The 13,622-nt window shown below is 65.4% G+C and carries 14 protein-coding genes; 8 read left to right on the top strand and 6 right to left on the bottom strand.

Annotated elements, in window-relative coordinates; genetic code table 11:
* Window positions 1–9: 9 nt before the first annotated feature.
* The gene (locus CAL22_RS11775; protein WP_094813324.1) at window positions 10–1,221 is read left to right on the top strand and encodes an MFS transporter; all 1,212 of its coding nucleotides are present in this window, start codon (window positions 10–12) and stop codon (window positions 1,219–1,221) included.
* Window positions 1,222–1,335: 114 nt separating this feature from the next.
* On the opposite strand, the gene CAL22_RS11770 is transcribed toward CAL22_RS11775, so the two are convergent.
* The gene (locus tag CAL22_RS11770) at window positions 1,336–1,947 is read right to left on the bottom strand and encodes a superoxide dismutase (RefSeq protein WP_094813322.1); all 612 of its coding nucleotides are present in this window, start codon (window positions 1,945–1,947) and stop codon (window positions 1,336–1,338) included.
* 210 nt (window positions 1,948–2,157) lie between these two features.
* A complete protein-coding gene (locus CAL22_RS11765) occupies window positions 2,158–2,988 on the bottom strand; it encodes an AraC family transcriptional regulator (protein WP_094813320.1) in 831 nt (276 codons plus the stop codon).
* Between the two features lie 94 nt (window positions 2,989–3,082).
* On the opposite strand from CAL22_RS11765, the gene CAL22_RS11760 reads away from it, so the two are divergent.
* The 5 genes from CAL22_RS11760 to CAL22_RS11740 all read left to right on the top strand — a co-directional run bounded on the left by CAL22_RS11760 (window position 3,083) and on the right by CAL22_RS11740 (window position 9,004).
* Window positions 3,083–4,273: an MFS transporter gene (locus CAL22_RS11760; protein WP_094813318.1), complete on the top strand. Its 1,191-nt coding sequence runs from the start codon at window positions 3,083–3,085 to the stop codon at window positions 4,271–4,273.
* 23 nt (window positions 4,274–4,296) lie between these two features.
* Window positions 4,297–5,154 carry a helix-turn-helix domain-containing protein gene (locus tag CAL22_RS11755; protein WP_094813316.1) on the top strand — a complete coding sequence of 286 codons (858 nt, stop codon included), beginning with the start codon at window positions 4,297–4,299 and terminating at the stop codon, window positions 5,152–5,154.
* Window positions 5,155–5,284: 130 nt separating this feature from the next.
* The gene (locus CAL22_RS11750) at window positions 5,285–7,354 is read left to right on the top strand and encodes a TonB-dependent siderophore receptor (RefSeq protein WP_094813314.1); all 2,070 of its coding nucleotides are present in this window, start codon (window positions 5,285–5,287) and stop codon (window positions 7,352–7,354) included.
* Between the two features lie 4 nt (window positions 7,355–7,358).
* Window positions 7,359–7,769, top strand: a complete 411-nt coding sequence (locus CAL22_RS11745) for a cupin domain-containing protein (protein WP_094813312.1) — start codon at window positions 7,359–7,361, stop codon at window positions 7,767–7,769.
* Entirely contained in the window at window positions 7,769–9,004 is a 1,236-nt protein-coding gene (locus CAL22_RS11740) for a RhtX/FptX family siderophore transporter (protein ID WP_094813310.1), read from the top strand. Before CAL22_RS11745 ends, CAL22_RS11740 begins: the two co-directional genes overlap by 1 nt.
* On the opposite strand, the gene CAL22_RS11735 is transcribed toward CAL22_RS11740, so the two are convergent.
* On the bottom strand, window positions 8,988–10,190 hold the full coding sequence (locus CAL22_RS11735; protein ID WP_094813308.1) for an MFS transporter: 1,203 nt from the start codon (window positions 10,188–10,190) through the stop codon (window positions 8,988–8,990). The two genes, CAL22_RS11740 and CAL22_RS11735, sit on opposite strands and share 17 nt — an antisense overlap.
* Before the next feature lie 102 nt (window positions 10,191–10,292).
* On the opposite strand from CAL22_RS11735, the gene CAL22_RS11730 reads away from it, so the two are divergent.
* Entirely contained in the window at window positions 10,293–11,180 is an 888-nt protein-coding gene (locus tag CAL22_RS11730) for a LysR family transcriptional regulator (protein WP_094813306.1), read from the top strand.
* A 6-nt stretch (window positions 11,181–11,186) separates the two neighbouring features.
* On the opposite strand, the gene CAL22_RS11725 is transcribed toward CAL22_RS11730, so the two are convergent.
* From CAL22_RS11725 to CAL22_RS11715, 3 genes are read right to left on the bottom strand one after another with little or no spacing between them, the layout of a single operon-like run.
* Window positions 11,187–11,723 carry a GNAT family N-acetyltransferase gene (locus CAL22_RS11725; RefSeq protein ID WP_094813304.1) on the bottom strand — a complete coding sequence of 179 codons (537 nt, stop codon included), beginning with the start codon at window positions 11,721–11,723 and terminating at the stop codon, window positions 11,187–11,189.
* A gap of 12 nt (window positions 11,724–11,735) precedes the next feature.
* Window positions 11,736–12,287, bottom strand: a complete 552-nt coding sequence (locus tag CAL22_RS11720) for a helix-turn-helix domain-containing protein (protein WP_094813302.1) — start codon at window positions 12,285–12,287, stop codon at window positions 11,736–11,738.
* Between the two features lie 32 nt (window positions 12,288–12,319).
* Complete coding sequence (locus CAL22_RS11715) at window positions 12,320–12,499, bottom strand: DUF3008 family protein (RefSeq protein ID WP_094813300.1); 180 nt, start codon at window positions 12,497–12,499, stop codon at window positions 12,320–12,322.
* Between the two features lie 179 nt (window positions 12,500–12,678).
* Here CAL22_RS11715 and CAL22_RS11710 point away from each other — a divergent pair, with 179 nt between their 5' ends.
* The gene (locus CAL22_RS11710) at window positions 12,679–13,551 is read left to right on the top strand and encodes a phosphonopyruvate hydrolase (RefSeq protein ID WP_094813298.1); all 873 of its coding nucleotides are present in this window, start codon (window positions 12,679–12,681) and stop codon (window positions 13,549–13,551) included.
* Window positions 13,552–13,622 lie beyond the last annotated feature (71 nt).

The following is a 13,622-nucleotide window of genomic DNA, read 5'->3' as shown; positions in this document are numbered from 1 at the left end:
TCCGTATCCATGACCACTTCCCCTGGCATCGTCGATGACCTTGCCGTCCCGTCTTCTGAACTTTCCCCTGCACAAACCCGCCGCGCCCTGTTTGCCCTGGGCGTGGGCGGCTTTGGCATTGGCACTGGCGAATTCGTCATCATGGGCCTGTTGCCAGATGCCGCCAGCGATCTCGGCATTTCCATTCCGCAGGCTGGTCATCTGATCAGCATCTATGCGCTGGGGGTGGTGATCGGTGCGCCGTTGCTGGCCGTGCTGGGCGCGCGATGGCCACGGCGCAGTTTTCTGATCGGCCTGATGCTGGCCTTTGCGTTGGGAAATTTTGTCAGCGCGGCCGCGCCCAGCTTTGCGTCCATGGCGCTGGCGCGCTTTTTTACCGGTTTTCCGCACGGCACGTACTTCGGCGTGGCCGCGCTGGTGGCGGCCGGACTGGTGCCCTTGTACCGGCGGACTCAGGCGGTGGCGATGGTCTTGCTAGGCCTGACCATCGCCACGCTGGTGGGGGTGCCCGTGGCCGCGGCCATCGGGCAGTGGCTGGGTTGGCGCTCGGCGTTCGCCATCGTGGGAGCCATCGGCCTGCTGACCGCCTTACTGGTCTGGCGTTGGGTGCCTTACACGCCGGGCAATAAGGCCGCCAGCCCCTTGCGCGAGCTGGATGCCTTGCGCCGCAAGCAGGTCATCCTGACGCTGGCCATAGGCGCTATCGGATCGGGCGGCATTTTCTCCGTCTTCAGCTATATCAAACCCACCATGATCGAGGTCGCGCACATGCCCGAGGCCTGGGTGCCGGTGGTGCTGGCGATGTTCGGTGTGGGGATGGTCAGCGGCAATCTGCTGGGCTCGCGCTTTGCCGATCGCAATATGGAACTCACCATCCGTTATGTGCTGATCTGGGCCGCGATCGTGCTGACGGCGTTTTTCCTGACCTCGCACAGTGCGGTGCTGGGCTCGATCAATGTGTTGTTGATCGGCACCGTGGTGGCGTTGGGGGCGACATTGCAGACACGCCTGATGGATGTCGCGGGCGATGCGCAGACCCTGGCCGCGGCGCTGAATCACTCGGCCTTCAACGTTGCCAATGCCCTGGGCGCCTGGCTGGGCGGGGTGAGTATCGATGCCGGCTTGGGATGGTCGTCCACCGGGTGGGTGGGAGGGCTGCTGGCCCTGGCCGGGCTGGCGGTGCACTACTGGGCCCTGGCCGACATGCGTAAGCGCGCCTGATCGCCGGGGCGGTCGCGGCAGGCCGCCGCCTGCTCGCGGCCTTCTCTGGCGGGCCGTGGCAGCGCCAGAGAGCTGCGGTGCCGGCACGGGCTCGTGGCCCGGTGCCGGCCGGCATTACGCCACGGCGGCTTCGTAGCGGCGCTGGACTTCAGGCCAGTTGACCACCTCGTAGAAAGCCGCGATGTAGTCCGGGCGGCGGTTCTGATACTTGAGGTAGTACGCGTGTTCCCACACGTCCAGGCCCAGGATGGGGGTGTTGCCTTCCATCAGGGGGCTGTCCTGGTTGGCGCTGCTTTGCACCACCAGCTTTTTGTCCGGACCCACGCTCAACCAGGCCCAGCCGCTGCCAAAGCGGGTGAGCGCGGCCTTGGTGAACTGCTCCTTGAAGCTGTCCAGTCCCCCCAGATCGGCATCGATGGCCGCGGCCAGGCGGCCTTGCGGCAAGCCGCCGCCCTTGGGCGACATCACTTCCCAGAACAGGCTGTGATTGGCATGGCCGCCTCCGTTGTTGCGTACCGCGGCGCGGACGTCTTGCGGCAGTTTTTCGATGCCGGCGACCAGCTCCTCGATGGGAGGAAAGGGCAGATCCTTGGCCTGCAGGGCAGCGTTCAGATTGTTGATATAGGTCTGGTGATGCCGCGTGTAATGGATTTCCATGGTCTGCGCGTCGATGTGCGGCTCGAGCGCATCGTAAGCGTAAGGCAGGCTAGGCAGGGTATAAGCCATTTCGATCTCCTTCTTGTCCGGGGAAACTCGGGGCGCCGACATGGCGCACCGGACAGGAGGGGGCAGGGTGAGCGGACATGGTGCGAGATCCTTGGAAGCAGAGGCGAATGGTAGGTATTTTTACAGCCAGGGCGAAGCAAGTCCTTGTCGGGGGCAGGGCTTTTGACCCCCTTCGCCGTCCGGCGCCATGCCCGAGGCTGGCGCACAGGATCAGTGGTCATGTTCCGCGCCGGCTGAACTCATCTGTGCAATGTAGCGCGCCGGCGGTTTGCCCAGGGATTTTTTGAACATAGTAATGAAAGCGGTGACCGAGTCATAACCCAGCGCACCGGCGACCTGCTGCACGCTGCGGCCGCTGGCCAGCAGACGCAAGGCCTCGATCACATGGATCTGCTGGCGCCAGCGGCCGAAGCTCAAGCCGGTTTCGGTCTGCACCAGGCGCGCCAGAGAGCGTTCGCTCATGGCCACCCAGCTGGCCCATTGCGCCAGGGTGCGGCGGTCAGCGGGGTGTTCGGTCAGGCGGCGGGCGATGCGGCGTATGCGCGGTTCTTGTGACACGGGCAGATGCAGGGTGGCGATCGGCATACGCGCCAGCTCTTCGAGCAGCACGGTGGCCTTACGGTGCTCCGGGCCGCTAGCGGCGTAGTCGGCGGCTTGGTTGGCCATGTCGAGCACGAGTTCGCGTACCAGAGGCGTGATGGACAAGGTGCAACAGTGCGCGGGCAAGGCGGCCGCGCCGGGCTGCACAAACAGATAGGCCAGCCTGGCGTTGGCCGTGGCCCGTATGCTGTGGGGCATGAGGCCGGGTACCCAGACGGCGCAATGCGGCGGCACCATCCACAAGGCGTCGGCCACCTCGCAGATCACGGCGCCGCGCAAGGCCAGAACGAGCTGGCCTTGTCGATGCCGGTGGACGGCGACCTCGCTCTGGATGTCGGAGACCTCGACATGCATGCCCACTGCCGGGCTGCGTATCGTGTCCATATCGACGTCGCGCAAGGCATGCGCCAGCCGTACCGTACGAACGGGAACCGTAAACATGGTTGGCCGAATTTAGCGATTTATTGGCTATATAGCTTAATCCAGGAGGGCAGGGTCCACGTTAGGCTGCTGGTTTTCCCGCTCAGAGTCTTAAATGTCGAACCGATCTCGCACCTTGTGGCTGTTAGCCGCCCTTTTGCTGGTGGCCGCCAATCTGCGCGCGCCCGTGACCGCCGTGGCGCCGGTGCTATCCCGGCTGCAGACCGAGTTCAGCCTGTCGTCGGCGCAGGCGGGGCTGCTGACGACCTTGCCCTTGCTGGCGTTCGGGCTGGTTTCACCCTTTGCGGCCGCCATTGCGCGGGCCCGGGGGCTGGAGCGTACCGTGCTGGCCGCGCTGGCCGTGATCGCCGTCGGGATTCTGCTGCGCTCGGCTGGCGCTCTGTCGGCGCTTTACGCCGGCACGCTCTTGGCCGGCATGGGTATCGCAGTGGGCAACGTCTTGCTGCCCAGCATCATCAAGCGTGATTTTCCGGGCAGCGTGGCGCTGGTCACCTCGGCCTGCGCCCTGGCCATGGGCGGGGTGGCGGCGGTGGCCTCGGCCAGCGCCGTGCCCCTGGCCGGCGCCGGCGGGTGGCAGTGGGCGCTGGGCTCCCTGCTGGTGCTACCCGTGGCCGCCATGCTGGCTTGGCGTGTGCAATTGTCCGGGCCGGCGATCCGCGTGCAAGCGGGCGCGCACCTGAGCGTGCCGGTCTGGCGGAGCGCGCTGGCCTGGCAGCTCACGCTGTTCATGGGCCTGAACTCGACGCTGTACTACGCCACGGTCGCCTGGTTGCCGGCGGTACTGGCCGAGGCCGGCTATTCCGCCTCGGCGGCGGGTTCCGTGCACGGCGTCATGCAATTGGCCAGCGCCTTGCCCGGCCTGGTGCTCGCGCCCCTGGTGGCCCGCTGCAAGGATCAGAAGCTGCTGGCCGCCGGGGCCGGCTTGCTGATGGCCCTGGCCGTGTTCGGTTTGGCGCGCTGGCCGGCGCTGGCCGCGCTGTGGGCCGTTTGCCTGGGCGCCGGCTCCGGGGCGGGCCTGATCCTGGCCTTGATGTTCATGGGCTTGCGCGCGGCCAATGCCCCCACCGCCGCCGCGCTGTCGGGGATGGCGCAATGTCTCGGTTACCTGCTGGCCGCCAGCGGGCCCTTGCTGGCGGGCAAGGCGTATGCCTGGTCGCACGGCTGGACGTGGCCCTTGCATGTCGGGGTGGTGCTTTGCCTGGCGATGGCTCTATTCGGTGCGCTGGCGGGGCGTGCGCGCCTGTTGGGAGAGGCGGTTTTGCCTTCGGCGCAAAAACAAGAATAATAGTCACTCTCAATTGAGCGTGGATGATCGTGAGTACAACAGCCCCGGATTGGTCCATGTCGGCCGCCAGGCCCGCTTTACAGGTCGCGGGTGGTTCCTTGAGCTTTGCGCGAGCCGAGCGCATGCAGGAAACGCTGTCACCGGGCTGGAAGCTGGTGCTGTTGATCGAGGGCGAGCTGCGATATCAGGTATCGGGCGGCCCTCTGACGGCTCTGCGCGGCCCCGTGCTGCACCATAGCTTGTGCCGCGAGCAGGGCTTTATGGACCATGAGTTCGGCAGCCAGGCACGGCTGCGCTTTGTGTCTTTACGTCTGCCGCTGGAGGGGCTGGTCGCCGGCTGCGGTCTGGACGCCGACGAATTGGGACATCGCTTGGGGGCGCGGGCGCAATGCTATGCAGAGACCAACCAGGCCGCCGCTCCGGCCCTGCTTGCATTGGCGCGTCAAATGCTGGATTGCCCGGTACCTCACGCACTGCGCGACCTCTATGTGTCGGCCAAGGCGGGCGAGTTGGCGGCGCTTTCCCTGGCAGCATTGCTGCCAGCACCCGCGGTCAGCGGCCTGTCGCCAGCCGATCGCGAGCGGCTGCATCAGGCGCGCGAGCAGTTGCTGGCCCATCTGCATCAGCCGCCCAGCCTGCCTGCACTGGCTGCGATGGTCGGCATCAATGTCAACAAGCTCACCACCGGTTTTCGGCGCCAGTTTGGCTACAGCGTCTACGCCTTTGTGCGTCAAGCCCGCATGCGTCAGGCGCATGCTTTGCTGGCCGAAGGAGCTATGACGGTTAGCCAGGTGGCCTATGCCTGCGGCTACACCGACTCGCATTTCTCCAAGGTTTTTTGTCGTCACTACGGGGTATTGCCCAGCGCACTGGCTCGTTGAGTCCAATTTCTTCCGCAATCGCCAGCAAAACTTCCGAGATCGCCAATGCCTTGGCGCCCGTCTTTCTAGAATTCGGTGAGAACTATTCTCATTTAATAGAAAGAGGAAAGCTGTGTTGAACAACAAGACAATGCCTCGGGCGCGGCAGGTGGGCGCATGGTTGGCGATCACGTCGGTCCTGCCCGCTGCAGCCCAGGAAGCCCCGCTAATGTCTGCGGTCAGCGTCAGCGCCGAGAGCACAGAAGCCGTGACCTTGGGAAAACTGCCGCTGACACTGCGTGAAATCCCTCAATCGGTATCGGTGATCGGCCAGGAACAGATGCGCGAGCAGAACCTGCAAACGCTGGATGAGGTCATGCAACACGCGACCGGTATCACGGTGCAGCCCTATCAACTGCTCACGACCGCCTACTATGCGCGCGGTTTCAAGGTCGATTCGTTCGAGCAGGACGGCGTGCCGGTGCTCATGGCCAACACCGCGGCTTCGCCGCAGGACATGGCGGTCTATGAGCGGGTGGAGATTTTGCGCGGCGCCAATGGCTTGATGCATGGCTCGGGTAACCCGGCGGCCACGGTCAATCTGGTGCGCAAGCGCCCGCAGCGCGAGTTCGCGTTCAACGGCAGCGTGCAAGCCGGCACCTGGGACCGTTATCGTGCCGAGGCGGATATCGGCGGACCCTTGAACGAAGGCGGCAATGTGCGTGGACGCTTCGTTGCGGCGCACGAAGACCGGGGTTATTTCTATGATGTGGCCGACCAGCAGTCAACGCTGTTTTATGGCGTGGGGGAAGTGGATCTTGGCGCAGCCACCGTGTTGACGGCCGGCGTACAGTACCAGCACATCCGTTCGACGACCAACATGGCCGGTGTGCCGCGCTATAGCGATGGTGGCGACATCGGTCTGTCCAGGTCGACGTATCTGGACGTGGATTGGGATCGTTTCAATTGGGACACCACACGCTGGTTCGCGGATCTGGAGCATCAGTTCGGCGCCGGATGGCGGGGCAAAGTCAGCCTGAACTATCTGAAGGCGGACAGCAATCTGAAATACGCTGGCGCGTACGGTGCGATCAATCGCCAGAGCGGGCTGGGCTCGCGCCTGATGGGCGGGGCATACAAGTTCGACAACAGCCAGACCAGTGTGGATGCGTATCTGTCCGGACCGCTGGAGCTGTTTGGCCGCAAGCATGAGCTCGTAGTGGGCGGCAACGTGCAGCGCGTGACGACCGAGCAATACACGGCGTCGTTCACGCCTGCCCTGAATGTGCCGGTCGATGTATTCGACTGGGACCCGCATAGCGTACCCGAGCCCGCTACCGGACCCTATCGCTCGCCCGGTCAGACCCGTATCAAGCAACAGGGCATCTATGCCATGAGCCGGTTTTCGGTGGCGGATCCGCTCACGCTGGTGCTCGGCGGGCGCATGAGTTGGTGGAACCAGGCGGCCCCCACCACCCAGCAGCGCATCGATCCGGAGTTCACACCCTATGGCGGCCTGGTTTTTGAACTCGACCGCCGGTGGTCCTTGTACGCCAGCTACACCGACGTCTTCCAGCCGCAAAGCGAACTCACACGCGAAGGCCAGCCCTTGAACCCGATCCGCGGGAGTAATTACGAGGCGGGTATTAAAGGCGATCTGGATGGCGTGAGCCTGTCGTTGGCGTTGTTTCAGATTGATCAGAAAAACCGTGCGCAGCAGGATCCGCAATGGCCCTGCGTCGGCAATGCCTGCTATTACATTTCTGGCGGCAAAGTACGCAGCCGTGGGGTGGAGCTGGAAGCCACCGGGCGCATCCGTGCCAACTGGACGCTCAGCGCTGGCTATACCTACAACACGAGCAAGTACCTTGAGGATGCGGTGTCAGATGGCCAGCCCTTCGCACGCTTTACGCCCAAACACATCTTCCGTCTTTGGACCCAGTACACGCCGACAGTCTGGGAGGGGCGCGTGTCGCTGGGGGCAGGCCTGCGCATGCAGTCAGGTTTTTCCACGGTGTCGGGCGGCACCACCTTGGCGCAGGGCGGCTACACCCTGGTCGACGCGCGGCTGGGCTGGCGGCTGAACAAGCATCTGACCGCGTCGCTCAATCTGAACAATCTATTTGACCGGCGCTATTACCAAAGCCTGTCGAGCACGAGCTGGAACAACCGCTATGGCGAGCCGCGCAACGCCATGCTGACGCTGCGCGCCGAGTACTGAGGCCATGTCTTCTGCCACGCCGCCCTTGCTGCCGGTTCCGCAGGTTCTTGACAGTCTCGACCAGTTTTTTTTCTTCGCGCACGACGGCCGCGTGGCCTCACTGGGCTGCGCGCGCCGCCGGCCGCAGAGCGTCGGTTGGCTTGCCGGCCTGAAGGAGGCGCGCGATTCGGCCAGCGTGCACGGCGACATATGGGAGCGCCATACCGAAGGCGATGAGCTGCTGTGTGTCTTGGCCGGGCACGTCATTGTGCATTGGCGTGACGAGGCGCAGGGCGGCGGGCAAGTGGATCTGCCCGCCGGTAAAACTGCACTCATGCCCCGTGGGCTGTGGCACAGGTTAGAGCCAATCATCCCTAGCCGGATTTTTTTTATGACTCCCGCCCAAGGCGGCGAGTATCGCAAGCAGGAGTTCTGATGGCTGTTATGTCGCCCCGTTCACGTTTGTTCGTCATGATAGGTGCTTTATATCTGTCTCAAGGGATTCCCCTGGGCCTGGCGATGGAGGCTTTGCCGATCTTGCTGCGCCGTGACGGGCTCTCTCTGCAAGTGCTGGCCTGGTTGCCTTTGGTGGGGTTGCCCTGGGTGTTGAAGTTTCTCTGGGCTTCGCAGGTCGATAACCGCTGGTTCCGGGCCTGGGGCAGGCGACGCAGCTGGATACTGCCGATGCAGTCGCTGGCGCTGGTCTGCTTGTTGGCCCTCGCGGGCCTGGGCTTGGGCGATGTTGGTCTGGGGCTGCTGTTGATGGCCGTGGCGTCGTTAGCCAGTGCAACACAGGATATCGCCACCGATGGCCTGACAGCGGAGCATTGCCGGGGTGAGGATCTGCCGCGCGCTAACGCCATCCAGGTTGGCGGCACCATGGTGGGATTTTTCCTCGGCGGGCCGGGATGCCTGGCGCTCGGTGCCTATGCCGGCGAGCGTGGCGCGGTACTGTGCCTGTCGGCGGTGGTGGCCTGCGGGCTGTGGCTCACGGCGACTTGGCGTGAGCCCCCGGTGGCGTTGGCCCGGCGTGAATCCGCTGCGCTGCGGCGCTTTCTGAGGCGACCGGGCGCCAGGCCGCTGGTGCTGGCGGCTGCACTGTCGGCCATGGCCGCAGCCGCGCCCTATGGCTTGGCCAAGCTCATGCTGGTCGACGCCGGGTGGGCACCCGAGGCGATTGGGCGGCTCGGAATGGCGGGCGGCGGCGTGACCTTGTTGTTGGGTTGTGGCGGTGGGGCTTGGCTGGCGGGTCGGCTGGGTCCGCGCAAGGCATTGGCCCTGGGCGTGGCGGCCAGCGCCTTGGCGGCCTTGAGCTGGATAGCCCTGGCAGGCGGGCAGCCCCAGCCTGTCGAGGCGTTCGGCGCCCAGGCGTTGGCGTCATTCGGTGCCGGTGCCGCTTCAGTGGCATTGATGACGCTGGCGATGCGCTTTGCGCGCCAGGGTGAGCAGGCCGGTACGGACATGACGGCGGTGCAAAGCGCGCGGGATCTGGGAGAAGTGCTGGCATCGGCCGGCATGACAGGGCTGGCCGCTCATCTGGGCTACGCGGGCGGCTTTGGCGTGGGGCTAGGCGCTGCCCTGCTCGTGCTTTTGCTCATCGTGCCGGCCTTCGGCGCACCCGGCGACGATGCGGCCCGCCTGGGCCGGCCCCGTGTCAGCAAACCTGAGTGAGCAGCGCGCGGCGCGTGCGCCGCATATGCGAGAGCACCAGCAGCAGGCCGGCCGCGGCGATCAACGCGCCGACGATCGGGACGGCGGCGTACCCCAGGCCGGCTGAAATGGCCGCGCCGCCGGCGGCCGCGCCCAACGCATTGCCCAGGTTGAAGGCCCCGACATTGACCGAAGAGGCGAGCCCGGGCGCTTCGGCCGCGGCCCGCATGACGCGCATCTGCAGCGGAGGCACTACCGCAAACGTGGCAATCCCCCAGACCAGCAAGGCCAGGGCCGCGCCGGTGCGGGTTTGCGCCAGCCACGGGAACGCCAGCATGACCACGATCAGCAAGGTCAGAAACACCACGAGGCTGCCATCGAGCGAGCGGTCAGCCAGCCGTCCGCCCGCGATATTGCCCACCGAGAACCCGACGCCGATCAGCACCAGCATCCCGGTAATGAAGGCGGGCGAGGCGCCGGTCAGGGTGGCCAGAGTGGGCGCGATATAGGTGTAAAGCGTGAACATCGCGCCCGCGCCCAGCACCGTGGTGGCCAGAGCCGCCAGCACGGCGGGCCGGGTCAGGACGGCGATCTCGGCGCTGATGTTCAGCCGGCTGCCGCGCTGGCCCGCCGGCAGGGCAAGGCGCAGACCCAGCATGGCGACTAGACCCAGACCGGCGGTGGCCGCGAAGGACAAGCGCCAACCCAGCGTTTGCCCCAGCCAGGTCGCCGCCGGCACGCCGCCGATGTTGGCAATCGTCAGGCCCATGAACATCGCGGCCACCGCACTGGCCTGGCGGTGACGCGGCACGAGGCTGGCCGCCACGAGCGAGCCCAGGCCGAAGAACGCCCCATGATTCAGGCTGGTGACCAGGCGCGCCAATAGCAGGGTCAGATAATCGGGGGCCAGCGCCGACAGCAGATTGCCCAAGGTGAAGATGGCCATCAAGGCGATCAGCGCCTGGCGGCGCGGCCAGCGGGCCAGGGCCAGCGTCATGATGGGCGCGCCGACCATCACGCCGATGGCGTAGGCGCTGACCAGCATGCCGGCGCGTGGAATCGATACGCCTACGCCATCGGCAATGACGGGCAACAGGCCCATGGGGCCGAATTCCGTGGTGCCGATGCCGAAGGCGCCGACGGCCAGCGCCAGTAGCGGCAAGGCCGCCTGGGTGCCGGATTGCGCCGGCGGCTGTGAGGAGTTCATGAAGATTTTTCCGCGAGAATGAAACGATGGCGGCAGTGTGCCTGCTTTACTTTTGCGGAAAAAGACGGTTATAAGCGAAAGACTTTTGATAAAAAATCAACAATGAAAATCACGCTGGAAGAGATTCAGGCGTTTCTGGCCGTCGTCGATGGCGGTTCCCTTACGGCGGCGGGCCAACAACTGGGCCAGACGGTGTCGGCCGCCAGCCGTGCGCTGGGGCGCCTGGAAGAAAAGCTGCAAACCACGCTGCTGCATCGCACGACGCGCCGTATCGAGCTGACGGAAGAGGGCCGGGCCTTTCTGGTGCAGGCGCGTGCCATTGTCGAGTCGGTCGAAGGCGCCGAAGAGGCCATGGCGGTGCGTCGTGGTCAGCCCTCGGGGCGGTTGCGCGTCGATGCGGCCACGCCGTTCATGCTGCACGTCATCGTGCCGCTGATTCCGGGTTATCGCGAGCGCTATCCGCAAGTCGAGCTGGAGCTCAACAGTAGCGAAGGCTATATCGACCTGCTGGAGCATCGCACTGACGTGGCCATCCGTATTGGCCGGCTCAAAGACTCCACGCTGCACAGCCGCGCCATCGGCAGCGGCCGGCTGCGCATCCTGGCCAGCCCCGCATACCTGGCCCGCCACGGCACGCCGCGCCATCCGGCCGAACTGGCCAGCGGGCACAGCCTGCTGGGCTTTAACCAGCCGGAGTCGCTGAACTACTGGCCGCTGCGCGACGAGCAGGGCGAACGGCGCTATATCACCCCCACGATCTGGGCCTCCAATGGCGAGACGCTGCGCCATCTTGCCTTGCAAGGCCTGGGCATTGTTTGTCTGTCGGACTTCATGTCGGTGGAAGACAGGGCGCAAGGCCGGCTCAAACAGATTCTGGCCCGGCACACCCTGGATGAGCGTCAGCCCATCAATGCGGTGTACTACCGCAACACGGCGATCTCGGCGCGTATCGCATCGTTTGTCGATTATCTGGCCGAGGCCGTGCGTTAACCGTCGTCAGGCCTGGCGGTACATCAGCGTCGTGGATTCGGCGCGCAGGCCGTGCGGATCGATGGCGTAAGCCGGAATGCGGCCGGCGACATCGAAACCCAGGCCGCGGTACAGGGCTTCAGCCGGGCTGTCGCTGACGGTGTCCAGCGTCAGCAGACGGCGTTCGCGCCGCGCCGCCTCGGCCATGACCTCCTGCATCAGCGCGCGGGCCAAGCCCAGGCGGCGCGCGCGCGGATGCACCAGCAGTTTACGTACCTCGGCGCGATGAGGCTGGTTGGGCGGGGTGTCCAGATCCAGTTGCACCGTGCCCTCGAGCGCATCGCCGCGCCACGCCGCCAGCACATACAGGCCGCCGCTGTCCACGCCGGGGCGGACCTTGTCGCGCCAGAACGCCATGGCATCGGGCAGCGAGTAAGGCAGTAGAAAATTGACGCTGGCGCCGTTGGCCACGCAGGCCTGCAGGACGTCGGCCAATGCCGGCAAATGGGTATCGACATCGGAGGCGCTCAGGGCTTGGATACGCCAGGTCTGGGGGGTGGTCATGGTTGGGGGAGCTCAGAGGAGAAAGAGAAAGTAATGCGCGCCCGTATGGGTGCGAAAGCGGCTGGCGCCGTGCAATTGATAGCGCAGGCAATCGCCCGGCGCCAGGAGGTGTTGACGCCCGTCGACCGTCATCTCGAGGTCGCCTTGCATCAACACCAGGTGATGCTCGAGCCCGGGGCGCGGTGGCGCGTCGTAGTCGATGCAAGTGCCGGGCGCCAGCTCGCAGGCCAGCACTTCGCCGGCCAGATTGCGCGCCGGCGGCGAGACCGAGCGGCGCACAAAACCCGTGTCGCGCCAGATGGCTTGCTGGGGCAGGGGAACGTGGGCGGGAAACGCTTCCTCGGCCATGCGCAGCAGGCGCGACAAGGTGAGTTCGAACGTCGCGCACAGGCGGCCCAGCACACTGGTGGTAGGGCTGACCTCGGCGTTTTCGAGCCGCGACAGGGTGGCGCGGCTGACCTGGCTGCGGCGGGCGAGTTCATCGAGCGACCAGCCCCGTTCCGTGCGCAGCGCCTTCAGGCGCTGCGCCAGTTGGTGATCGAGATCTTCCGTAGAATTTTCCATATTTGAGAGTTTTTCCCAAATATGGAATTTCGTCAAGTATGCCGGGGTTTGCCCCGCTGCTTGGTGTGGGCGAATTCCTCGAGCTGTTTTTGCGTCATGGTGTCGTACATCTGGCGCGATGCGCCTTTGAGCGCGCTCACGGGTGCCTCGTGCCGTTTGGCCGCCAGGGCGGCGCCTGCGGCCATTTGCTGAGCTTTCGATTTCGCGGGCATGGCAGTTCTCCTGATCGGGACATCGAACATGCAGGCCGAGCACAACGGCCTGACAACCATCCTAGCGCCGCTGATGCGGCCCCTGGCGTGACGCCGCGTATCGGGATGCAACGGCGGCGTTTGCATCCCGGCACGGCCAGGCTTACAGTGGCCGCCTGCGTCCAATGCGGAGATCTTGCATGACTCGTCACCAGGTATTGCGCCAGGCACTGCGGGAAGGCCGTTTGCTGACGGCCATGGCGGCCCACAATCCCATGGCCGCCGTGCTGGCCGAGCAGGCCGGCTTCGATGCGATATGGGGCAGCGGCTTCGAGCTTTCGGCCAGTTACGCCGTGCCCGATGCCAGCATTCTGTCGTTGTCGGTGCACGTGGAGATGATGCGGGCCATCGCGGCGCGCGTGAGCGTGCCGGTGATCGCCGATATCGACACCGGTTTCGGCAATGCCGTGAACGTCGCCTATGTGCTGCCACAGTTCGAGGCTGCCGGCGTATCGGCCGTGGTCATGGAAGACAAGCACTTTCCCAAGGACACCAGTCTGCGCGAGCAAGGTCGCCAGGAACTGCTTGCCATCGAGACCTTCCAGGGCAAAATTGCCGCGGCCGTGGCGGCCCGGCGCGATCCCGACCTCGTGGTCGTCGCCCGCGTCGAAGCCTTGATTGCCGGCCTGGGACAGGCCGAAGCGCAGCGGCGCGCGCGCGCCTACGTCCAGGCCGGCGCCGATGCCGTGCTCATCCATTCCAAACAGAAAACCCCCGACGAGATTCTCGACTTCGTGCAGGCTTGGGATGGCAGCGCTCCGCTCGTGCTGGTGCCCACGGCTTATCCGCAATTGCGCGAGAGCGACATCGCGGCGCTGAAGAAAGTGGGCATCGTCATCTATGGCAACCACGCCATCCGTGCCGCCGTGGGCGCCATGCGCGAGGTGTTCGCCCGCATTCGCGCTGACGGCGGCATTGCCGGCGTCGACGCGCAACTGCCTGCCGTCAATGACATCATCGCGTTGCAGGGCGACGCCGGCATGCGCGAACTGGAGCAGCGCTTCTTGCGTTGAGGGCGGGGGCGCGAGCTATCTCGCCGGCAAACGCAGCAATATCAGACGAGGTCTGGCAAGATTGCGTCTCG

Origin of the sequence: Bordetella genomosp. 12 (genome assembly GCF_002261355.1) — a bacterium.
Classification (GTDB): domain Bacteria; phylum Pseudomonadota; class Gammaproteobacteria; order Burkholderiales; family Burkholderiaceae_B; genus Bordetella.
The sequence above is the reverse complement of the archived record's forward strand: the minus strand, read 5'-3'. Positions and strand labels throughout refer to the sequence as shown.

Coding starts and splice junctions, on each gene's coding strand:
- CAL22_RS11775 (WP_094813324.1), top strand. CDS start 10: ATGACCACTTCCCCTGGCATCGTCGATGACCTTGCCGTCCCGTCTTCT.
- CAL22_RS11710 (WP_094813298.1), top strand. CDS start 12,679: ATGACTCGTCACCAGGTATTGCGCCAGGCACTGCGGGAAGGCCGTTTG.
- CAL22_RS11730 (WP_094813306.1), top strand. CDS start 10,293: ATGAAAATCACGCTGGAAGAGATTCAGGCGTTTCTGGCCGTCGTCGAT.
- CAL22_RS11755 (WP_094813316.1), top strand. CDS start 4,297: ATGATCGTGAGTACAACAGCCCCGGATTGGTCCATGTCGGCCGCCAGG.
- CAL22_RS11740 (WP_094813310.1), top strand. CDS start 7,769: ATGGCTGTTATGTCGCCCCGTTCACGTTTGTTCGTCATGATAGGTGCT.
- CAL22_RS11720 (WP_094813302.1), bottom strand. CDS start 12,287: ATGGAAAATTCTACGGAAGATCTCGATCACCAACTGGCGCAGCGCCTG.
- CAL22_RS11760 (WP_094813318.1), top strand. CDS start 3,083: ATGTCGAACCGATCTCGCACCTTGTGGCTGTTAGCCGCCCTTTTGCTG.
- CAL22_RS11765 (WP_094813320.1), bottom strand. CDS start 2,988: ATGTTTACGGTTCCCGTTCGTACGGTACGGCTGGCGCATGCCTTGCGC.
- CAL22_RS11735 (WP_094813308.1), bottom strand. CDS start 10,190: ATGAACTCCTCACAGCCGCCGGCGCAATCCGGCACCCAGGCGGCCTTG.
- CAL22_RS11770 (WP_094813322.1), bottom strand. CDS start 1,947: ATGGCTTATACCCTGCCTAGCCTGCCTTACGCTTACGATGCGCTCGAG.
- CAL22_RS11750 (WP_094813314.1), top strand. CDS start 5,285: ATGCCTCGGGCGCGGCAGGTGGGCGCATGGTTGGCGATCACGTCGGTC.
- CAL22_RS11715 (WP_094813300.1), bottom strand. CDS start 12,499: ATGCCCGCGAAATCGAAAGCTCAGCAAATGGCCGCAGGCGCCGCCCTG.
- CAL22_RS11745 (WP_094813312.1), top strand. CDS start 7,359: ATGTCTTCTGCCACGCCGCCCTTGCTGCCGGTTCCGCAGGTTCTTGAC.
- CAL22_RS11725 (WP_094813304.1), bottom strand. CDS start 11,723: ATGACCACCCCCCAGACCTGGCGTATCCAAGCCCTGAGCGCCTCCGAT.